The organism is Pseudomonas bijieensis (assembly GCF_013347965.1).
GTDB classification, from domain to species: Bacteria; Pseudomonadota; Gammaproteobacteria; order Pseudomonadales; family Pseudomonadaceae; genus Aquipseudomonas; species Aquipseudomonas bijieensis.
Genome location: NZ_CP048810.1, coordinates 5,348,306 through 5,369,737, shown reverse-complemented (window position 1 = coordinate 5,369,737; position 21,432 = coordinate 5,348,306). Strand labels below are relative to the sequence as shown.

Genomic DNA, 21,432 nt, shown 5'->3' with positions numbered 1-21,432 from the left:
ACATGGAGTCATTATGACCGCAACCGCTCTGCTGACCTCCCTGCTGCCACTGGTGGCCGATCTGTCCCGCGAATTGCCTGAAGGCGAACGCTATCGTCGACTGCTCGGCACCTTGCGCGCCCTGCTGCCCTGCGATGCGGCGGCGTTGTTGCGCCTGGACGGCGACTGCCTGGTGCCGCTCGCCGTGGATGGCTTGAGCACCGATACGCTGGGCCGGCGGTTCCGGGTCAGCGAACATCCGCGCTTCGAAGCACTGCTGGCCAACCCGCAGCCCACCCGCTTCGCCGCCGACAGCGGCCTGCCCGATCCGTATGACGGGCTGGTCGAAGGGTTGGCCGAGCATCTGGAGGTTCATGACTGCATGGGCTGTCCGCTGTTCGTCGACGAGCGCCCCTGGGGCCTGCTGACCCTCGACTCCCTGGACCCGGAGCGCTTCGAGCCCATCGACCTGAGTGCCCTGCAAGCCTTCGCCAGCCTCGCCGCCGCCACGGTCAGCGCCGCCGAGCGCATCGAGCGGCTGGCCTTGAAGGCCGAGGACGAGCACCGTCGCGCCGAGGTCTATCGCCAGGCCAGCGGCCAGCAACCTCGCGACATGGTCGGCCAGAGCAAGGCCCACAAGCGCCTGGTGGAAGAGATCGCGCTGGTGGGCGGCAGTGACTTGACCGTACTGATCACAGGCGAAACCGGTGTGGGCAAGGAACTGGTCGCCCAGGCCATCCATGCCGCGTCAAAACGCGCCGAGCAGCCACTCATCAGCCTCAATTGCGCCGCCCTGCCGGATACGCTGGTGGAAAGTGAACTCTTCGGCCATGTACGAGGCGCCTTCACCGGCGCCACGAACGACCGGCGCGGCAAGTTCGAACTGGCCGACGGCGGCACCTTGTTCCTCGATGAGGTGGGTGAGCTGTCCCTGACCGTCCAGGCCAAGTTGCTGCGAGTGCTGCAGAGTGGCCAACTGCAACGCCTGGGCTCGGACAAGGAACATCGGGTCGACGTACGCCTGATCGCGGCCACCAATCGCGACCTTGCCGAAGAAGTGCGCAACGGCCGATATCGGGCCGACTTCTACCATCGCTTGAGTGTGTATCCGTTGCAGGTGCCGGCGCTGCGTGATCGTGGGCGGGACGTGCTGCTGATCAGCGGGTTCTTCCTGGAGCAAAATCGCTCGCGCATGGGCCTGGGCAGCCTGCGCCTGACCAGCGACGCCCAGGCGGCACTGCTGGCCTACGACTGGCCGGGCAACGTGCGCGAACTGGAACACCTGATCGGCCGCAGCGCCCTGAAGGCCTTGGGTCGGTGCACGACACGCCCGAAAATCCTCAGCCTCAGCGCCCAGGATCTGGATTTGCCCCAGGCTCCTGTGGATAACCCCGCACCTTCGTCCCCTCAGTCCAGCACCGGCCATGGCGCAGGTGAGGGGGGACTTGCGCGAAGCGGTGGACGAGTTCCAGCGCCAACTGATCGCGGCCTGCCTGGAGCGTCACCAGCACAACTGGGCCAGCGCCGCCCGGGAGCTGGGTCTGGACCGGGCGAACCTGGGGCGGATGGCAAAACGGCTTGGCCTGAAATAGTGGCTGGAGGTGCTTTTGTGGCGAGGGAGCTTGCTCCCGCTGGGCTGCGAAGCAGCCCCTATCAACGGCAGCGCGGTTTCGAATCTTACGACCGCTACGCGGCCGAGCGGGAGCAAGCTCCCTCGCCACAAAAGCTATCCCGCACAAAGACCTGATGACGGCAATCAATGCTATCGACAAGCTTTTGCCCTAAAGCCTGTCCCCGACAAGTCGATAACCCGATATCACAAGCTGTTCTGGCGATCGGTATGCTCGCCCCACCTTTTTCCACAGAAGGTTTTTTATGTCTTCCAACAAAGCCCGCGCAGATTCACTTTCGCTTCTGCTGTTTACCTTGCGCAGCGGCAAGCTGATGGCGATCAACCTGCTCAAGGTCAGTGAGATCATTCCCTGCCCACCGTTGACCAAGCTGCCGGAGTCGCATCCGCACGTCAAAGGCATCGCCACCCTGCGCGGGACATCGTTGTCGGTGATCGACCTGAGCCGCGCCATTGGCGAGCGGCCACTGGAAGATCCGGATGGCGGCTGCCTGATCGTCACCGACGTCAGCCGCTCCAAACAGGGTCTGCATGTGCAGGCGGTGAGCAAGATCGTGCATTGCCTGACCACCGACATCAAACCGCCGCCCTACGGTTCCGGCGGCGTGCGCTCGTTCATCACCGGCGTGACCTCGGTGGACGGTACGCTGGTGCAGGTACTGGACATCGAAAAGGTCATCCACGGCATAGCACCGGCGCAGATCGAAACCGCGCCAACCGAATTGAGCATGGAAGACGCCGAAGTCCTGGGCAACGCACGGATCCTGGTGGTCGATGACAGCCAGGTCGCGCTGCAACAATCAGTGCACACCCTGCGCAACCTGGGCCTGCAATGCCACACCGCTCGCAGTGCCAAGGAAGCCATCGAGTGCCTGCTGGACCTGCAAGGCACGGCCGAACAAATCAACCTGATCGTCTCCGACATCGAAATGTCGGAGATGGACGGGTACGCCCTCACCCGGACACTGCGCGAAACGCCGGACTTCGCCCACCTCTACGTGTTGCTGCACACCTCGCTGGACAGCGCCATGAACAGCGAAAAGGCCCGGCTGGCCGGCGCCAACGGCGTGCTCACCAAGTTCTCCTCGCCGGAACTGACCAAATGCCTGATCACGGCGGCCAAGGCCGTTGCCGAGCAAGGTCACTGAGGCACACCCGATCGGTCCCGGGCGGCCTGGGATCGATCGTCGCCCGGCACCATTCAGGCATACTCCTGCCCTGGCCTCCCAGAATAAGGACATTGCTGATGAAACCCCAAACCCTGATCCTCCTTGGCCTCACTGCCCTGGCCCCCCAGACCCACGCCTCCAGTCCCGACGCGTGGGCAGCCCACGATAAAGCCGTACTCGCCAGTTGCCTCAAGGCCAGCAGTTTGAAAGACGCCGAACCGGTAGGCACTGCCGCACAATTCGACGACCGCGTCGGTTACACCGCGTTGCTGCTGCAAGGCCAGTACCCGCAAAAGCACATGAAAGGCGCGAGTGGCACCGAGCTGTGCCTCTATCGCAAGAAAACCAAGACAGCCTATGTCACCGAGTGGGACTCGATCCGTCCGACCGATAGCGCCCGGTGAATGGCGCATAACTTGCTTCGCAACAGCTGATCGGCGTGTTTCCGTCGCCGTGTTTCAGCCTTCCCCATCGGTCGCCCAATGAACACAACGTTTTCCTGCGTAGGGTGCGGCAAATGCTGCACCGATCACCACGTTCCCCTGACCCTCGACGAGGCCCGCATGTGGGCGGACGATGGCGGCCAGGTGATTGTCCTGGTGGAGGCCTTCCTACCGAACGGCCTCGGCCTGCCGACGGTACAACGCGAGCATGCCGAGCGCCGCTCGGCGGTGGTCCACAGCGGCAGCACCGAGGCCTTTGTGGCGATCACTTTTGCCGCCTACAACGTCGGCCGCTGTCGGAATCTTGACGAAGAAAACCTCTGTCGCATCTATGAGCGTCGCCCCTTGGTGTGCCGTATCTATCCGATGGAAATCAATCCGCACATTCCCCTCAATATCGCCGTAAAGGAATGCCCTCCCGAGTCATGGGAAACCGGGCCACAACTGATACTCGGCGGTGAACTGGTCGACCAGGAACTGGCTCGGTTGATCGAACGCTCACGCCAGGCCGACCGTGAAGAGATCGCCATCAAGGACCGCATCTGCGCCGCCCTCGGCATCCGCACGACGGCGCTCAAGGGCGACGGTTTCACCGCATACCTGCCGGACATGAGCGCATTCGTGGCAGCCCTCGATGAGGCGCGCCGGCAACCGGCGCAACAACACTTCAGTCAATGGCAGTTCCATCTGTCTGGCGACGACGTGGCCAGCCAGGTATCGGCCTGTGGCGCACAGGTGGTTACTGAAGCGCCGGTCAATTACGCCTTTATTTCCTTGCGGGCGGCATAAGATTTTTTTAGTGGTTACAAAATCTGAGCCCACCACAAATCAAATGTGGGAGCGGGCTTGCTCGCGAAAGCGGTCTGGCATTCAAAATCAATGCAAGCTGACCCGACGCCTTCGCGAGCAAGCCCGCTCCCACAGGTGGAGTTTGCGATACCCCAGTCAAGCTCCCCCTCGCCTAACCCTCGCCAGGAATGTTAGCGTGCTTGGTATCTTCTCCCAGACGAGCCTTGCACGATGAAAAAAAAACCGTACTTGCCTTCAGCCGTATCACGCCCCAGATGGTCGAGCGCCTGCAACAGGACTTCGACGTGATCGTGCCGAGCCCGTCCAAGGGCGACATCAACGTACAGTTCAACGAAGCCCTGCCCCACGTCCATGGGCTGATCGGGGTCGGTCGCAAGCTCGGGCGCGAGCAGTTGCAGGGCGCTGCGAACCTGCAAGTGGTCGCCAGTGTCTCGGTGGGCTACGACAACTATGACCTGGCCTACTTCAATGAGCGCGGGATCATGCTCACCAACACCCCCGACGTACTCACCGAAAGCACCGCCGACCTGGCCTTCGCCCTGCTGATGAGCAGCGCCCGTCGCGTAGCCGAGCTGGACGCCTGGAGCAAGGCCGGGCAATGGCAGGCGACAGTCGGGCCGCAATTGTTCGGCAGCGATGTGCATGGCAAGACCCTGGGTATCGTCGGTATGGGCAACATCGGTGCAGCCATTGCACGGCGCGGCCGGCTGGGCTTCAACATGCCGATCCTCTACAGCGGCAACAGCCGCAAGACCGAGCTGGAAAACCAGTTGGGCGCACAATTTCGCGAGCTGGATCAGTTGCTGGCCGAAGCGGACTTCGTCTGCCTCGTGGTGCCATTGAGCGAGAAGACCCGTCACCTGATCGGCCAGCGCGAACTGAGCCTGATGAAACCGAGCGCCATCCTGGTCAACATTTCCCGTGGCCCGGTGGTGGATGAACCGGCACTGATCGAAGCCTTGCAAAACAATCGCATCCGCGGCGCCGGGCTGGATGTCTACGAGAAAGAACCGTTGGCCGAATCGCCGCTGTTCCAGTTGAAGAACGCCGTCACCCTGCCCCATATCGGCTCGGCGACCCACGAAACCCGCGAAGCCATGGCCAATCTTGCTGTGGATAACTTGCGCAGCGCTTTGCTGGGCGAGCGTCCGCAGAACCTGGTCAACCCGCAGGTCTGGAAGTAACCCGCCTGGCAGGCCCTGTCGGGCGGGCCTGCCATTCCTTTCGATTCAGCGAGCGCCCAAGACCACATTTGCTGGCGCTGGTCGCGGCTTGCGAAATACCAGCACGTTGCCCAGCATGACCAGGACCAATCCCACCAATGCCGGCGCGGTCCACTGATAGCCCTCGGCAAACGCCGAGACGTTCAACGCCACCACCGGGAACAACACCGTGCAATACGCTGCCCGCTCCGGCCCCATGCGCCCCACCAGCGTCAGGTAGGCGGTAAAGCCGATCACCGACCCCGGGATCACCAGGTACAACAGCGAACCGATGTAGCGCGTGTTCCATTCCATGTCGAACGGGATGTCCTGGAACAGGCACCACAGCGACAGCATGGCCGCGCCGTAGGCCATGCCCCAGGCATTGGTGGTCAGCGGCTTGAGGCCGGCTTTCTGTTGCAGGCTCGAGAGCATGTTGCCCGCCGAGAAACACAAGGTCCCCAGCAACGCCAGCGCCAACCCAAGCAAGGTTTGCGGACTTGCGCTGTGGCCGGCCAGCTCCGGCCAGAACAGCAGCGCCAACCCCAGCAGACCCAGGGCACCACCCAACAGCACGTTGCGCGCGATCCGCTGACCGAAGAACACGCGGGCATTGAGGGCATTCCAGAGCGTGGCGGTGGAAAACACCACGGCGACCAAACCACTGGGAATCCATTGGCTGGCGGTCAGGAAGCACATGAAGTTGATGCAGAACAGACACAGGCCCTGGGCAATGCAAATCAAATGGCCGCGCCGCCCCATCACCTGCAAGCGCCGGCTGAGCAAGAGCATCGCAAACAGAATCAGAGCCGCGAGACCGAAGCGATAGACAATCGACACGGGAATGGCGACCACGCCCAATTGCAATTTCAGCGCAATCCAGGTGGTGCCCCAGATGAGCACGGTGAGCAGATACAACGAGAGGTTCATGGCGACGACTCCTGACAATGACAGCCAGTGTCACGCCACTGCGCCTGCGGCACTTGCGTAAACTTGCGGTTTTTGTCGACAGACAGGCTGGCACGCCCCCATCGACGGAGTAGGATGCAAGGCGTTGGAGAGAACCGATCATGCCCACACTGCAAACCCTGCAAGTCTTTCAAGCCCTCAACAGCTCGCCCAATGCTCGCCTGGAGCACAGTGCCGAGCTCGGGGACGGCATGGCGGCCGCTTTGTGGAGCAATCATCACGACGCCCGGGACTATGAGGCGCCGACCCACCATACGCTGTCGTGCTACATCGCCGGCGGCACCGGCACGTTTCGCCGCGAACGGCCCGACACCACGGGGGCACCGGACAAACTCTGCATCCTGCCGGCCGGGCATGAGTCAGCCTGGGTCATCAACGGCGACATTCGCCTCGCCCACCTGTATTTCAGCGCTGAACAATTCGCCCTGGGGTGCGTCACGCTGCTGGATCGCGAGCCTCGACAGGTGCAATTGCACGAGGAGACATTCCTCGACGACCCGCGACAGGCACAGCGTTTTCGCCAGTTGATTGCGCTGAACTGGGATGAACCGGGCGAACGCCTGCTGACCACCAGCCTGGCCCACGATCTGCTCAACCACCTGCTGCTCAGCCAGGTGGGCCAGCGCCAAGGGCTTCGCCTCAAGGGCGGCCTGGCCGCTCACCAGCGGCGGTTGCTGGTGGATTACGTCGACAGCCACCTGGCCGACGCCATCAGTCTCGGTCAATTGGCGGCGCTGTGTGCGTTGTCCGAATACCACTTCGCGCGGATGTTCCGCGAAAGCTTCGGGCTGCCGCCTCACCAGTACGTACTGGCTAGACGCTTGACCTGCGCGCAACACTTGCTGCGCACCACTTCACAACCGCTGGGCGACGTAGCACTGGCCTGCGGGTTTGCCAGCGCCAGCCACTTCACCAACCGGTTCCGCCAGGCCCTGGGCGCGACGCCCGGAGAGTATCGGCAGGCGTTTTTGCGCTAGCCCCGGCTATCGCCATCGCGAGCAGGCTCGCTCCCACAGAAGTCCTATGCTGAACATGAAACTCAAACCCACTGAAGCTCCAGTGTGGGAGCGAGCCTGCTCGCGATGACGTCGGCACATCCAACATCCATGCAAGCTGCCCCACCACTATCGCGAGCAGGCTCGCTCCCACAGAAGTCCTATGCTGAACATGAAACTCAAATCCACTGAAGATCCAGTGTGGGAGCGAGCCTGCTCGCGATGACGTCGGCACATCCAACATCCATGCAAGCTGCCCCACCACTATCGCGAGCAGGCTCGCTCCCCCATCGATTGCGCTTCTCCAGATAACAGTTCACATACAAAAACAAAACGGGCCTGCAATTGCAGGCCCGTTGTTCAGTCGAAATTGAAATGGACGGGGTTTCAGCCGTGAAGCGAAGCCCGTTCGTTCTCGAGGAATTCTTCTTCCAGCAGCGCATCGGCCAAGGCTACGGATTCGCTCGGCTTGTCAACGGCGGCGCGCTTGCCGCGCAGTTTGCCGAACAAATGCTCCAGGGCATTTTCAAGTTTGGTGGCCGCACCTTCAATCGCCAGTTCCAGCGATTCGGCCTTGTGCGTCACGGAAATCGGCTGATGGCCCTTCGGCCGTGCTTCAAGCTGGCAGCGCAGGTCATGGGGACCCGGCTTGTCGCCGTTCTCATCGCGCAAATGAACCTCGACCCGTGTCAGGTCCTCTTCATAACGTTCGAGCGTGCTTTCGATGGTAGTACGTACCCACTCCTCCAGTCGGATGCTGCTTTGAATATGGTTATCGCTGTTGACTTGGATTTGCATAGTTCATCCCTTATTTCAGCTAGCTCGCCGGGGGCCATCGACGTTGATGCAACGGCCCCTTGAATACAGAGTCGGGCTGGAGGAGGAACAATTCAACCCCTGGAAAAAGATAAATATTCATACGCAAATAAAGCCGGACAACGAGCAAAAGCGCTGTTAATGTCGGGAGTTGCCCTGCCCTGCCTATCCAGCGCAAATCGTCCCTGCCTCCTGCACCGTCAACGAACATCCGCGCGTTATTGCCCCGAAACGGGCAGCGGCCACGGCCGCATTCCAGAGCGTTCGGCGCCCAGGCTCCGCGATCATTGTCCGACAGTTTTTCCGGCATGCCACTTGCTAACTCTATGCAGGAGCTGCCGCAGGCCGCGGTCTTTTGATCCTGGGCCTGTCCGGCCCCGGAATCTTGAGATGAACACGATCATGGAATGGCCGATGGTCTGGTGTTGCGAACTAATCCCGATCACGGCCGGTCAACAACTGCACGTTCAATCAGGCGGTGACGCATCATGGACAACCCTTTTCAGATCATTACCGACGCCTTTGCGCCGCATTATCAAATCAACCTGAGTATTCAGGGCCTGGACGGCAGCATTATGCTAACCCTGTCCAAAAGCGGGCGCGTCGTCGCCAAACGCATGATCAGCGCCCAGCAGCGCAACGATCCGGAGCGGCTCAAGCGCCTGGTGCAGAGCATTCAATTCGGTATCGCCATCGAACAGGGCCACAGCGCCGTGGCCATCCTCGAAGCAATGACCGGCGGTGACAACATCAAGCTGCCACCACCGCACGCACAGGGGCCAGCCTCCGCCGCCACCGGCCTCTAGATTTCCCCCTTCTCCACTTCGGCATGCTCACTGGAGCCCGCGCCAACCTTGCGGTGCGGGTGCTCGATCTTGACCGAAGGGAATTGCGACGACGCATAGCGCACCACCAGGATCGAAAACGCCAGTAGCAGGATGCCTCCGCACAGGTAAATGATCCCCAGGTCTGGTGGGCTGTGATGGGAAACATTGGAAATCAGCAGCCGTGTCAGCGCCGTGATCGCCACGTAGATCAGAAACCGCACCGGCATGTGGTTGGTCTTGAAGTAGATCCCGACCATCGCCCCCAATTCCAGGTAGATGAACAACAGCAGGATGTCATCGATCTTGATGTGTCCTGCCTCGATCATCTGCAAGAATTCCATCACCGCTGCCCACGCGGTCACCGCACCGATGGCGAACAGCGCCAGGTAGTGAAAGGTCTCGACGAACAGGTTTCCCAGGGATTCGGCCAGTTGGTGGACGTTCTGGCGCAAATTCTCGGCCCAGTTGATTTTCACGATGTAGTTTCCTTAGGTCGGCTTCGACCGGATGATGCGGGTTGGACGTGACGGTTGTTCTGCATGCAGAAAAAAGGCCAGCGACTGAGAGTGAGATGGCGATAGGCTGGTATGCGGCACTTTTGGTGGCTTCATGCGGCCGGATCGCGAGCAAGCTTTGCTCCCACACAAGCTTTGCTCACATTAGCTTCGCGCTCACATGCAGAAACCGGTCTACATTAAAAAGCCACTATCCAAAGCAAAAGGATTCGCTTATTCTTTTGCCTGTATATAAATACAGTAGTCACAAAGACAACCAATGTGAAGGCATGTGAGGTGGTGAATGGCCGTCGAAGTGGTATACCGCAGCAGCCGAGATCTGGAGCGCTTGTTCATGGATAAAGCCGAAGCTGACCGTCATGACAAAATGCTGGAACTCGCCGAATTGCTGGCGGAGGTGTTGCAAAAAGCCGTTCCATCGCTGAGCGAGCAACAGGTCGAGGAAGCAGGGATCTACATGGCGAAGAATCGTGATGTGTTCGCCAAGGCTTTCAAGAGCCAGCCGGACGCCTTGTCCGAACTGCTCAACCCGTCGGACGAATGACCAAGAGATCGCCGCCTTTGGCAGCGCCTACACCGCGTAGGCGCTGCCAAAGGCGGCGATCTTTTTCAATAATAACGGCGTGGGTCTGAATCGATCAGGCTGGCCAGCTTGGTCAGGGCGAAGCGCAGTTCATCCTGGCTGGTGGGCGACATCAACACCAACCGTACACATCGCGTAGTCCCCGAACGCTCAGCCTGGAACTGGGTGCCACTGAGCACCAATACACCGTTGGCCCGGGCGAGCATGGTGAATTCGTCGCTGGTCCAGGGCTCCGGCAGTGTCAACCAGACGTGATAGGAATACGGCTGGGTCTTGAGCTCGAAATTGGCAAAGATTTCCCGGGCGATGGCTTGTCGCCCCGCCGCCTCGTTGCGCTGGATGCGGATCAGTTTCTTGTCCAGGCCTTCGGTAATCACATTGCTGGCCAACTGCGCGGTCAACGGCGACGGCATCCAGACACTGCTGCGCACCATCGAGGTCAGGCGCGACAGCAGTTTCGGCGGGCTGTAGATGTAACCGACACGAAGCGCCGGCATGACCGATTTCGACAGGCTGGTCAGGTACACCGACCGCTCCGGCGCAAAGGCCGACAGTGGCTTGATCGACGGATCGGTGGCCAGGAAACCATAGATGTCATCGTCCAGGATGATGAAGTCGAATTCCTCGGCAAGCGCAGCGATCTGGGCCCGACGCTTCTGCGACATGATCGCCGCCGTCGGGTTCTGGCACGTCGCCACGCAGACCAGCATCGCCGGCTTCTCCCGCAGGCACAGTTCGCGCAATGCTTCGGGAATGATGCCTTCGTCATCCATCGGCACGCCACGCAGGCGGCGCTCGAGGCCATGGGCCAGGGAAATGATGCCGGGGTAGCAAAGCGCTTCGCAGAGCACCAGGTCACCGGCGTTGGTCAGGGCGCTCATCGCGACCATCAAGCCATGCTGGGCCCCTGCGGTAATCACCACTTGCTGCCATTGCGCGTCGGGCAATGAATGGCGCAACCACTGCGCACCCGCCTCGCGATGAGCCGGGTGACCGCCATCCGGCGCGTAATCCAGTGCGCGAGCGAAATCGGTGCTTTTGGCCATGCCCACCAACGCACCGCGCAACCAGTACTCCAGGGTTTCGCTGTAGGGCTTGATGATCGAAAGATCGAGCAGTTCGGATTGCCCCAGGTTCAGCGGCGCGGAGGCACTGTTGCTTGCCGGCAGTTCCAGCTGCTTCTGGTTGAGCACGTAGGTGCCACGCCCCACTTCCCCCTGCACCAACCGACGCCGGTGGGCTTCGCTATAGGCCCGGCTGATGGTGCCCGGCGTGACATTCAAGGTGGTGGCCAGCTCCCGCAAGGTCGGCAGGCGATCGCCCTCGTTCAACACGCCATTGTTGATATCGCGCGCCAACGCATCGGCAATCGACAGATACATCGGCTGGTTGAACTCGCTTAGCTGGGGAACCCACATGAATGATCACTGCCCATCGTAGAAATGATGAATATCCGAGCATATCACATGGAGGTTAGGCAACTAATAATTCGACACAATCAACACATTGAGTCGATTGATTCGATTATTGAATGCTTTTTCAACGCGACGTTAAGAAATTTTTACGAGCAATAATATTTATAAAAATCAAATAGTTAATCAAAAATAAAACCAAAAACAGCCCGTAATAGCAGAAAAATATCTCGTAACAATCCCGCCCCCTATTGAATCAACTCAATCCATTCAAATACACTGATCTCGAATCGAAGCAATCGACTCAATCATCCACCGCGCGCTCCTGTCGCGCCAAGTCGAGACATCATGGACACACTCAGAAAGGATCTATCCCTCTCAGCGGTGATTGCGGGCTTCATCGCCGTGATCATCTCCTACGCCGGCCCGCTCATCATCGTGTTCCAGGCAGCCAAGGAAGCGCACCTGCCCAACGACGTGGTGTCTTCATGGATCTGGGCCATTTCCATCGGCAGCGGGATTACCGGCCTGTTCCTGAGCTGGCGCCTGCGTGTTCCAGTCATCACCGCGTGGTCGACACCCGGGGCGGCGTTGCTGGTGTCGATGCTGCCCACCGTGACCCTGCCCCAAGCCATCGGGGCCTATGTGGTGGCGTCGGTGATCATCGCGCTGGTCGGTCTGTCCGGGGCGTTCGACAAGCTGATGAGTCGCCTGCCCAAGGCCATTGCCGCCGCCATGCTCGCCGGCATCCTGTTCCGCTTTGGCGCCGAACTGTTCACGTCGATCAAGCTGCAGCCGGCATTGGTGCTGGCGATGATCGCGGCATACCTGGTCTTCAAGCGCTTTTCGCCACGCTACGCGATCCTGTCGGTATTGATCGTCGGTTGCGCGGTGGCCGCCTCGTTCGGTGAACTCAACAGCAGCTCGATCACCATTGCCGTGGCCCAGCCGGTCTTCATCGCCCCTGAATGGAACTGGCACGCAATCATCAACATCGGCCTGCCCCTGGCGTTGGTGACCTTGACCGGCCAGTACGTGCCTGGCATGGCGGTGTTGCGCACCTCGGGCTACAACACGCCAGCGCGCTCGATCATCTCCGTCACTGCGATTGGCTCGGTGCTGATGGCTCCATTCGGCTCCCACGGCTTTAACCTGGCGGCCATTACCGCAGCGATCTGCACCGGCCGCGAAGCCCACGAGGACCGCGACAAACGCTACATGGCCGGGATTGCCTGCGGGGTGTTCTACATTCTGATGGGCACCTTTGGCGCCACCCTGGCCTCGGTGTTCTCCGCCCTGCCGAAAGAATTGATCGCATCCCTCGCCGGCCTCGCCTTGTTTGGCGCGATCAGTGCCGGGCTGAGCGGCGCCATGGCTGACGAGAAGCAACGTGAAGCTGCCTTGATCACCTTCCTGGTGACGGCTTCGGGCATGAGTTTCCTGGGCCTGGCCGCCGCATTCTGGGGGTTGATCTTCGGCCTCGTGGCGCACTTCGTTCTGACTTACACCCGCGAAAGCAAAGCCGCCGTTATCGCCGAGGGCAGCCGACCATGACCGCTCGTTACGACTTCATTGTGATCGGTGGCGGCATCGCCGGCGTGTCTGTCGCTTATGAATTGGCGGCCCATGGCAGTGTCTGCCTGCTCGAACAGGAACAGCAACTGGCCTATCACACCACGGGGCGTTCAGCCGCGATCTCGATGGAAAGCTACGGCAACCAACAGATCCGCTCACTGACCTGCGCATCCCGCAACTTCTTCGAAAACCCGCCCGAGGGCCTGGCCGAATATCCGCTATGGGCTCCACGGGGCGCGCTGATCGTGGCCCAGGCGGCTCGGGTGGACAAACTCAAAGCGCGTTTCAGCGCCGTACTGGGGCAAGTGCCCACGGCCGAGCTGCTCGACGACAAGCAAGTGCTGGAACTGGTCCCCTACCTCGCCGAAGGCGCCTGGAGTGCAGGGATCTACGAGCCCAGCGCCTTCGACCTGGACGTACATGGCATCCACGGTGCCTACCTCGGTGGGCTGCGTGCCCGCGGAGGGGTGATCAAGCGTGAGACCCAAGTGCCGCGTGGCGAATATCGCGATGGGCACTGGCGCTTGCACACCCAGGATGGCCAACAACTGCAAGCCGCCATCGTGGTCAACGCCGCCGGGGCCTGGGCCGATGAACTCGCCGAGCGCTGCGGCGTGCCCAAGGTCGGTGTCCGCCCGTTGCGGCGCACCGTGCTGGCGGTCGATCCACAATGCGATGTGCACCACACGCCCTACCTGGGGACGGTGGACGAGGACATTTTCATCAAGCCCGAAGCCGGGCGACTGATCGTCTCCCCGTGCGATGAAAGCCCTTCGCTGCCCTGTGACGCACTACCGGAAGAGCTTGACCTGGCCATCACCATGGATCGTCTGCAAAACACCACGCGCCTGCGCCCGCGCTCGATCATCAATAAATGGGCAGGCCTGCGCACCTTCGTCGCCGACCGCTCGCCGGTGCTCGGCCAAGACCCACAGCAAGAGAGTTTTATCTGGCTCGCAGCCCTCGGTGGCTACGGCATCCAGGCAGCCCCCGCCATTGCACGCCTGTGCAGCCATGCGGCGCTGGGCATCGCCATGCCGGATGACCTGGCGGCGCTGCAACTCAACTACCAGCACTTTTCTCCGGCCCGTTGCCGCGACGAGGAATTTTCCAGCCTGGCCGTCAAGCAGGTTGCCGATTTGCACTAACCCATCCACTTAACAAGGAACGTCACCATGCAAACCACCGCTCAAATCCAGCCCGCCGCCAAACCTTTCCTGGGCGAAGAAAACGTGATCTTCACCGACAAGGCGCCACTGCCGCTGGGCACTTATTCCCAAGGCATCAAGGTCAATCACGGGCAGACCATCTACCTGTCGGCACAAACCCCGGTCTCGGCGCTGAACAACGAAGTGCTGGCCAAGGATTTCGAAGGCCAACTGCGCCAGACCCTCGACAACCTGGTGCAAATGGCCGAAGCGGCAGGTGGCACCCTGGCGAACGTGGTCAAGGTCACGGCATTCATCACTGACCTGAGCGAGTTCCCGACCCTCAATCGCGTCATGGAAGAGTACTTCACCAAGCCGTATCCGGCCCGCACCACCGCCGGCGCCAGTGCGCTGGCACGCAATACCCTGGTTGCCATCGACGCCATCATGGTGATTTGAAACACCTTCTGTCAGCGGAGTGCCCGTCGGTCCGGTGAGCTGGACCGACGTTGGCAAGGAAAGCACCAGCACAGCGTACTTTCAGAGGGTGACCATGAAAAATTCGTACAGAGAGTATGTATTGCAGTGCCTGGTTTGCGATCGAAGCTACCAGCCCCATGAGGTCAGCTACTACTGCCCTCATTGCAAAGTCGATGGCGCCCTGGACGCGCTTTACGATTACCCGACACTCAAGCGCGAATGGTCCCGGGACAGCCTGGCCCATGACCACGCCCGTGGCATGTGGCGCTATGACCGCTTGATGCCGTTGAGCTCGACGCAATTCATTCCACCGTTACTGGTGGGCAACACGCCGCTGTACTCGCGCCCGGAATTGCTCGGTAAAGGTGCCCGGATCAAAGTCTTCGTGAAAGACGAATCGCGGCAACCGACCGGGTCGTTGAAGGATCGCGCCAGCGCCCTGGCGGTGGCCCACGCCATGCAATCCGGTGCGCGTACCGTGGCGGTGGCCAGCACCGGCAATGCCGCTTCGGCATTGGCCGGGATGAGCGCCAGCCTGGGTTTGCACAACGTCATTTACCTGCCCAGGAGCGCGCCCCGCGAAAAGCTTGCGCAGATGCAGGGCTACGGCGCCGAGATCGTGCTGGTGGATGGGCAATATGACGAAGCCTTCGAACAATGCCTCTACGCCTGCGAAGACCACGGCTGGTACAACCGCACCACCGGGATCAACTCGTACATGAGCGAAGGCAAGAAAACCGTCGCCTTCGAAATGTGCGAACAACTCAACTGGCAGGTACCGGATCTGGTGTTCGTACCCGTCGGCAACGGCTGCATCCTGGGTTCGGTCTACAAGGGCTTTTTCGACTTGCTGCAATTGGGCTGGATCGAACGCATTCCACGCCTGATCGGCGTGCAGGCCGAGCACAGCAACTTCATGTACCGCGCCTGGCGCAACGACCGCTCGATGCAGAAGACCGAACGCCTGCCGCCCACCAGCCTGGCCAGCAGCATCAATGTGGCGCTGCCACGTGATCGCCTCAAGGCCATGCGCGCGGTTACCGCCAGTGGCGGTGAGTTCATCTGCGTCAGCGACCCGAGCATTGTCGCCGCCGCCTCCCGATTGGCCGCCAGCACCGGCGTGTTTCCAGAAGCCGGCGCCGCCAGCGCCTTCGCCGGCCTGCTCAAGTATGCAGAAACACACCCCGACACGGCGCAAACCGCCGTGATCCTGATTACCGGTAGCGGTTTGAAAGACACCTCCATTTTTCTGTCCAGCTCGACCAAAAGCCATCCACGAGCGTTGCCGCATCACGTGACTGCGCCACCGGCCGAAGCGCTTATCTAAGGAATCACACCATGAGCCTGCAAAATTTCGACCCCGCCATTGCCCGCCTGATCGACCGCGAGCGCAATCGCCAGGAAACCCACCTGGAGCTGATCGCTTCGGAAAACTATGTCAGCGAAGAAGTGCTCCAGGCCCAGGGCTCGGTACTGACCAACAAATATGCCGAAGGTTATCCGGGCAGGCGCTACTACGGCGGCTGCAAGGTCGTCGATGAGGTCGAGAACCTGGCCATCGAACGTGCTCGCAAACTGTTCAACTGCGAATACGTCAACGTGCAACCGCATTCGGGCTCCCAGGCCAACCAGGCGGTGTTCCTGGCGGTACTCGAACCCGGCGATACGATCCTGGGCATGTCCCTGGCCCACGGCGGCCACCTGACCCACGGCGCCTCGGTGAATTTTTCCGGCAAGATGTACCGGGCCTTTTCCTATGGCCTGGACACGGAAACCGAAACCCTCGACTACGAAGAGATGGAAGCCCTGGCCAGGGAACACCGGCCCAAGATGATCATCGCCGGAGCCTCGGCCTATTCGCGGACCATCGACTTCCAGCGCTTTCGCAAGATCTGCGATGAAATCGGCGCCTACCTGATGGTGGACATGGCGCACTACGCCGGGTTGATCGCCGCCGGTGTCTACCCGTCGCCGGTTGGCATCGCCGACTTCATCACCTCCACCACCCACAAGACCTTGCGCGGCCCGCGCGGTGGCTTGATCCTGGCCAAGGCGCAATATGCCGCCCTGCTCGACAAGACGATTTTCCCGGTGTACCAGGGCGGCCCGCTGATGCACGTCATCGCCGCCAAAGCCGTGGCGTTCAACGAAGCCTTGGGCGACGGGTTCAAACATTACCAGCAGCGGGTGATCGACAACGCCCGCGTCATGGCCGATGTCCTGACCCGACGCGGCTTGCGGGTAGTGTCCGGTGGTACCGACTGCCACATGTTCCTGCTCGATCTGCGCTCGATGAACATCACTGGCAAAGACGCCGAGGCCCTGCTGGAAAGTGCCCACATCACCCTGAACAAAAACGCGATCCCCAATGATCCGCAGAAACCGGCGATCACCAGCGGCATTCGCATCGGCACGCCGGCATTGACCACGCGCGGCTTTGGCGAAGCGGAATGCGCCGAAGTGGCGAACTTGATCGCCGACCTGCTGGAACAACCGGACAACGCCGCGCGCCTGGATAACACCCGGCGCCGGGTGATGCATTTGTGCGAATGCTTTCCGGTGTATCTGTTGAGGTGATTCAGCTGTGGGAGCAAAGCTTACTCGCGATGAACGATGACTCGGTTAGCCTGAACAGTCGCGACGCCTGCATCGCGGGCAAGCCTTGCTCCCACAGATAGGCTGCTTCACTGCTACCCATTACTTCCTTTTGATTTTCAGCGGTACAACAAACGCTCCGCCAGCTCATCGGCCACCCGGGCCGGTGAGCGCTTCTCCGCCTGGGCGTGAGCGAAGACTTCCGTGAGCCGGGCGCCGATCTTCGACAAATGCGCGGTGATCGTCGACAGTTCTTCGCCACGATGCTTCAACGCGACGTAGATCAGCCCGCCGGAGTTAATCACATAGTCCGGTGCATAGAGGATTCCACGTCTTTCCAACTGGTCGGCCACTTGCAGGTTGCTCAACTGATTGTGGGCCGAGCCGGCAACGGCCGAGCAACGCAGTTGCGCCACGCTGTGGCTGTTGAGCACGCCGCCCAGGCCGCAAGGGGCAAGGATGTCGCAAGGGGTACTGAGCAACGCATCGTTGGCGATCGGATGAGCGCCCAGTTGCTCCATCGCCAATTGCACCTTGCCTGGGTCGATGTCGCTGACCAGCAGTTCGGCGCCCGCCGCGTGCAGCTGTTCGGCCAGGGCATAACCGACATTGCCCAAGCCCTGGATCGCCACCCGCAGGCTTTCGAGATTATCGCTGCCCAGGCGGGCCATGGCGGTGGCACGGATGCCGGCAAATACGCCCATTGCCGCGTGGGGCGCAGGGTCTCCCGAGGCGGTGGTGCTGGTGACATGGCGAGTCTGCTGGGCGATGCAATCCATGTCGGCCACCGACGTACCGCTGTCGATGGCGGTGATGTAGCGCCCGTCCAATTGCTCGATACAACGACCGAAGGCTTCGAAGAGCGCCGCCCGACTCTCGACATGGGCTGGACGCATGATTACCGCGACCCCGCCGCCCACAGGCAAGCCAGCCAGCGCCGCCTTATAGCTCATGCCTTGGGCCAGGCGCACGGCGTCAGCCACGGCACTTTCGTCGTCGGGGTAGGCAAGATAACGACAGCCCCCCAGGGCGGGCCCGGGACGGCTGCAATGAATGGCAATCACCGCCTTCAACCCGGTCGTCGGGTCTACGCTTAGGTGCAGCGATTCAAGGCGGGAGCTTTGCATGAGAGCAAACATCGTAAGGCTCCCGAATCACTTTTGTTTGTTTCGCCAGTATAGGCGTGCGGCCGAAATTTGCTGGAGCACGCCGGAATAAGCCGCCGGGATTGCCAGTCTTTTTCGGCATAACCTGTAACCGCGTCTGTCCGAGACTGGACGAAAATCCAAGGCAGGGCTAAAACGAGGCATAGCCCGGAGAGTTTGATGAAACCGCGCCAAGCCTTTTTTGACTGTTTGCACCGTTCGCCACCGGCGCTGTTCGAAGCGGCGCTGTGGATCGCTGCCGAACATGATAGCGATGTGGACGTACCGGCCTTGCTGAAGGATTTCAAGGAGCTGCAACAACAGGTCAGCCATGGCCTGCCGATGTTGCCGGTCAGCGAGCTGGGTCAACCTTTGTTGCGACGACTCAATGACCTGGGGTTCGCTCAGGACGATTTCACGCCGCTGCGCCCACGTGCGGCGCTGCTGAACCAAGTGCTCACCCGCAAGCGCGGGCAACCCCTGGCGCTGAGCTTGATTGCCCTGGAGTTGGCCCGAGGCCTGGAAATTCCGATGGTCGGTGTCAATTTCCCCGGCCATTTCCTGCTGAAAGTACCCGGGGCCGATCATCTGCTCGATCCATGCGGTGGCCGCCGGCTATACCCCAATGACTGCCGGGAACTGCTACAGCGCCAATACGGCGCGAACATGCCGCTCAAGGCCGAGCATCTGCTCAACGCCGAGCCGATACAGATGCTCCAGCGCCTGTCGCGCAACCTGCGCCAACTGCATCTGGCCAACGACGACTACATCGCGGCCCTGATCGACGCCGAACGGGTGCTGGAACTGGGCAACGCCAGCGCCGCCGACTACCTGGCACGCGCCAGCCTGTATCAGCGGCTCGACTGTCCGAATGCCGAACGCTTCGACCTGGAACATGCGCTGATGCTCAGCGACGACCCGATCCAGCGGATCCGGCTGACGGAGCGGCTGGGGCATTTGCCACCGAATTCGGTTGTGCATTGAGCGGTTGCAGGCGTGCAGATTCAGGTTGCTGGTTGAATCGCTATCGCGAGCAAGCTCGCACACAGTTGATCGCATCGAACTCAGGCTCGATGTTCACCGCAGACCACATGTGGGAGCGAGCCTGCTCGCGATGAGGCAAGCAGCGCCAACATCATTGGGGCTGACCCACCGCTATCACGAGTAGGCTCGCTCCCACAGGAAGGATCAAGGTGTATCGGGTTGATTCGCCGGATGCGCCTGTTGGAACGCCCTATGCGCAGCCGCCAACGCCGCCACGCGACGGATCCGCGGATACGCCTGCAAGGACACATTGAAACGCTCGGCCGCGTACAACTGCGGAATCAGGAACACGTCCGCCAACCCCGGCTCTGCATCGAAACAATAGCCGTCATCGCCAATCAACTGCTCCACCGCCGCCAGCCCCTGGCTGATCCAGTGCCCGATCCATTCCGTCACCTGGGTTTCATCGTGGCCCCACTGGCGCAATCTGTTGAGCACGCTGACGTTGTGCAGGGGGTGAATATCGCAACCGATCAGCGCCGCCACACCGCGCTCATGGGCCCGAACCGCCAGGTCGGCGCTGAGCAGCGGCACCTGTGGATAACGCTCCTCCAGATATTCGATGATGGCGGGCGATTGCACCAGCAACGCGCCTTCATCGGTACGCAGCGCCGGCACCCGGCCCTGGGGGTTGATCGCCAGGTAGGCCGGCTGGCGATGCTCGCCCCCCGGCGCGGCGATCAGGTTGACTGGCAAGGCCTGGTAATCCAGGCCCTTGAGCGCCAGCGCAATGCGCACCCGGTAGGACGAGGTGGAACGGTAGTAGGTATAGAGTTCCATGCCCTGGCCCTCAACGCGCCGACAGGATCTTGCCCCGGCACTCGCCGAAGCCGATGGAAGCGAAACCCTCGCGGCGGCAACGGGCCCGCAGGATGATTTCGTCACCGTCCTCGAGGAAGCGGCGCACTTCGCCAGAGGCCAGTTCGATCGGTTTTTTGCCACCCTCGGTGATTTCCAGCAGGCTACCGAATTGATGGTTTTCAGGCCCCGACAAGGTGCCCGAGCCAAACAGATCACCGGCCTGCAACTGGCAACCGTTGACGCTGTGGTGCGCGACCATTTGCGCCACGGTCCAGTACATGTACTGGGTGTTGCTCAGGGTCAGGCGCTGGGCCGGCAGATTCTGCTCGACCATGGCCTCGGTCAGCAGCAGCACTTCCAGTTCGATGTCGAAGGCGCCACCGGCCTGGTCACGCTTGTCCAGCAGATACGGCAGTGGCTGTGGATCGCCTTCCGGGCGCGCCGGTTGTGGGCGGCGGAACGGTTCCAGGGCCTCAGCGGTCACCACCCACGGCGAAATACTGGTCAGGAAACTCTTCGACAGAAATGGCCCCAGGGGCTGGTATTCCCAAGCCTGGATATCCCGGGCCGACCAGTCGTTGAGCAGGCAGAACCCGCCAATGTGCTCGGCGGCATCGCCGATGGCGATAGGTTCGCCCAAGGCATTGCCCTTGCCGATCCAGATCCCCAGCTCCAGCTCATAGTCCAGCCGCGCACACGGGCCGAAAGCCGGCTCGGTCTGGCCGGCGGGCAGGGTTTGGCCCTTGGGGCGGCGCACGTCGGTGCCGGAGGGGCGAATGGTCGAGGCGCGGCCGTGATAACCGATGGGCACGTACTTGTAGTTGGGCAGCAAGGGATTGTCGGGACGAAACAGCTTGCCGACATTTTGCGCGTGTTCGATACCGACATAGAAGTCGGTGTAGTCGTTGATCCTGGCCGGCAGGTGCATCTGGCAGTCGGCGGCGCGGATCAGCAGCTTCGCACCCAGGGCTTCGATCTTGCCCCGCAGCGAGCTGTCTTCGCGCAGCAACTCCAGCAAGCGCTCACGCAACGCCACCCGAGCGCCGCGGCCCAGATCGAAGAACCCGTTCAACTGGCCGCCCTTCATGGCCTCGATGGCTTCGCGCGCCGCGCCGTCAAACAGGCCCGCCTGCAAAGCGGCCTGCAAATCGAAGATGAACTCGCCAATGGCCACGCCGCTACAAGGGGCGCCGCCGTCGGTGCTGAAAATGCCCAGCGGCAGGTTTTGCAGCGGGAAGTCGGCATGGCCGTTGGCGGAGGTGACCCAGCTACGGTCAGGGGAAGGTTGAGTCAT

General features: G+C 61.3%; 20 protein-coding genes and 1 pseudogene. 14 read left to right on the top strand and 7 right to left on the bottom strand.

The window, feature by feature from the left end; genetic code table 11:
• Positions 1-13: 13 nt before the first annotated feature.
• From norR to GN234_RS23680, 5 genes and pseudogenes are all read left to right on the top strand, one after another.
• Positions 14-1,571, top strand: a pseudogene (gene norR, locus GN234_RS23700) (nitric oxide reductase transcriptional regulator NorR).
• A gap of 283 nt (positions 1,572-1,854) precedes the next feature.
• Positions 1,855-2,757 carry a chemotaxis protein CheV gene (locus GN234_RS23695; protein ID WP_109754840.1) on the top strand — a complete coding sequence of 301 codons (903 nt, stop codon included), beginning with the start codon at positions 1,855-1,857 and terminating at the stop codon, positions 2,755-2,757.
• A gap of 98 nt (positions 2,758-2,855) precedes the next feature.
• Complete coding sequence (locus GN234_RS23690; RefSeq protein ID WP_116833410.1) at positions 2,856-3,182, top strand: hypothetical protein; 327 nt, start codon at positions 2,856-2,858, stop codon at positions 3,180-3,182.
• A gap of 78 nt (positions 3,183-3,260) precedes the next feature.
• Positions 3,261-4,010, top strand: a complete 750-nt coding sequence (locus GN234_RS23685) for a YkgJ family cysteine cluster protein (protein WP_109754842.1) — start codon at positions 3,261-3,263, stop codon at positions 4,008-4,010.
• Positions 4,011-4,285: 275 nt separating this feature from the next.
• A complete protein-coding gene (locus GN234_RS23680) occupies positions 4,286-5,215 on the top strand; it encodes a 2-hydroxyacid dehydrogenase (protein WP_233459558.1) in 930 nt (309 codons plus the stop codon).
• Positions 5,216-5,260: 45 nt separating this feature from the next.
• Here GN234_RS23680 and GN234_RS23675 read toward each other — a convergent pair whose 3' ends face one another.
• Positions 5,261-6,163 (bottom strand): DMT family transporter, encoded by a 903-nt coding sequence (locus GN234_RS23675; protein WP_109754844.1) that lies wholly within the window; start codon positions 6,161-6,163, stop codon positions 5,261-5,263.
• 140 nt (positions 6,164-6,303) lie between these two features.
• Here GN234_RS23675 and GN234_RS23670 point away from each other — a divergent pair, with 140 nt between their 5' ends.
• A complete protein-coding gene (locus GN234_RS23670) occupies positions 6,304-7,179 on the top strand; it encodes a helix-turn-helix domain-containing protein (RefSeq protein WP_109754845.1) in 876 nt (291 codons plus the stop codon).
• Between the two features lie 405 nt (positions 7,180-7,584).
• Here the strand turns inward: GN234_RS23670 and GN234_RS23665 are convergent, their stop codons facing one another.
• Positions 7,585-7,995 (bottom strand): HPF/RaiA family ribosome-associated protein, encoded by a 411-nt coding sequence (locus GN234_RS23665; protein ID WP_109754846.1) that lies wholly within the window; start codon positions 7,993-7,995, stop codon positions 7,585-7,587.
• Between the two features lie 506 nt (positions 7,996-8,501).
• On the opposite strand from GN234_RS23665, the gene GN234_RS23660 reads away from it, so the two are divergent.
• Positions 8,502-8,819, top strand: coding sequence for a DUF3509 domain-containing protein (locus GN234_RS23660; protein WP_109754847.1), 318 nt, complete (start codon positions 8,502-8,504; stop codon positions 8,817-8,819).
• Here GN234_RS23660 and GN234_RS23655 read toward each other — a convergent pair.
• Complete coding sequence (locus GN234_RS23655) at positions 8,816-9,316, bottom strand: phosphate-starvation-inducible protein PsiE (RefSeq protein ID WP_047699631.1); 501 nt, start codon at positions 9,314-9,316, stop codon at positions 8,816-8,818. The genes GN234_RS23660 and GN234_RS23655 overlap by 4 nt on opposite strands.
• Before the next feature lie 322 nt (positions 9,317-9,638).
• Here GN234_RS23655 and GN234_RS23650 point away from each other — a divergent pair, with 322 nt between their 5' ends.
• Complete coding sequence (locus GN234_RS23650; protein WP_003205410.1) at positions 9,639-9,899, top strand: YebG family protein; 261 nt, start codon at positions 9,639-9,641, stop codon at positions 9,897-9,899.
• A gap of 65 nt (positions 9,900-9,964) precedes the next feature.
• On the opposite strand, the gene GN234_RS23645 is transcribed toward GN234_RS23650, so the two are convergent.
• Complete coding sequence (locus GN234_RS23645; protein ID WP_109754848.1) at positions 9,965-11,356, bottom strand: aminotransferase-like domain-containing protein; 1,392 nt, start codon at positions 11,354-11,356, stop codon at positions 9,965-9,967.
• A gap of 342 nt (positions 11,357-11,698) precedes the next feature.
• On the opposite strand from GN234_RS23645, the gene GN234_RS23640 reads away from it, so the two are divergent.
• The 5 genes from GN234_RS23640 to glyA all read left to right on the top strand — a co-directional run bounded on the left by GN234_RS23640 (position 11,699) and on the right by glyA (position 17,130).
• Positions 11,699-12,904, top strand: a complete 1,206-nt coding sequence (locus GN234_RS23640) for a benzoate/H(+) symporter BenE family transporter (protein WP_176689162.1) — start codon at positions 11,699-11,701, stop codon at positions 12,902-12,904.
• Positions 12,901-14,073: an NAD(P)/FAD-dependent oxidoreductase gene (locus tag GN234_RS23635; RefSeq protein WP_176689161.1), complete on the top strand. Its 1,173-nt coding sequence runs from the start codon at positions 12,901-12,903 to the stop codon at positions 14,071-14,073. The genes GN234_RS23640 and GN234_RS23635 overlap by 4 nt, the downstream gene beginning before the upstream one ends.
• 27 nt (positions 14,074-14,100) lie before the next feature.
• The gene (locus tag GN234_RS23630) at positions 14,101-14,532 is read left to right on the top strand and encodes a Rid family detoxifying hydrolase (protein WP_109754851.1); all 432 of its coding nucleotides are present in this window, start codon (positions 14,101-14,103) and stop codon (positions 14,530-14,532) included.
• Positions 14,533-14,626: 94 nt separating this feature from the next.
• The gene (gene thrC / locus GN234_RS23625; RefSeq protein ID WP_176689160.1) at positions 14,627-15,880 is read left to right on the top strand and encodes a threonine synthase; all 1,254 of its coding nucleotides are present in this window, start codon (positions 14,627-14,629) and stop codon (positions 15,878-15,880) included.
• Positions 15,881-15,891: 11 nt separating this feature from the next.
• Positions 15,892-17,130, top strand: a complete 1,239-nt coding sequence (gene glyA, locus GN234_RS23620) for a serine hydroxymethyltransferase (protein ID WP_116833415.1) — start codon at positions 15,892-15,894, stop codon at positions 17,128-17,130.
• Positions 17,131-17,267: 137 nt separating this feature from the next.
• On the opposite strand, the gene GN234_RS23615 is transcribed toward glyA, so the two are convergent.
• Positions 17,268-18,287 (bottom strand): Glu/Leu/Phe/Val dehydrogenase family protein, encoded by a 1,020-nt coding sequence (locus tag GN234_RS23615; protein ID WP_109754854.1) that lies wholly within the window; start codon positions 18,285-18,287, stop codon positions 17,268-17,270.
• A 186-nt stretch (positions 18,288-18,473) separates the two neighbouring features.
• Here GN234_RS23615 and GN234_RS23610 point away from each other — a divergent pair, with 186 nt between their 5' ends.
• Positions 18,474-19,277, top strand: coding sequence for a SirB1 family protein (locus tag GN234_RS23610; RefSeq protein ID WP_109754855.1), 804 nt, complete (start codon positions 18,474-18,476; stop codon positions 19,275-19,277).
• Between the two features lie 204 nt (positions 19,278-19,481).
• Here the strand turns inward: GN234_RS23610 and maiA are convergent, their stop codons facing one another.
• Both maiA and fahA read right to left on the bottom strand, forming a co-directional pair.
• Positions 19,482-20,117 (bottom strand): maleylacetoacetate isomerase, encoded by a 636-nt coding sequence (gene maiA, locus GN234_RS23605; protein ID WP_176689159.1) that lies wholly within the window; start codon positions 20,115-20,117, stop codon positions 19,482-19,484.
• A 10-nt stretch (positions 20,118-20,127) separates the two neighbouring features.
• Entirely contained in the window at positions 20,128-21,432 is a 1,305-nt protein-coding gene (gene fahA, locus GN234_RS23600) for a fumarylacetoacetase (protein ID WP_163856774.1), read from the bottom strand.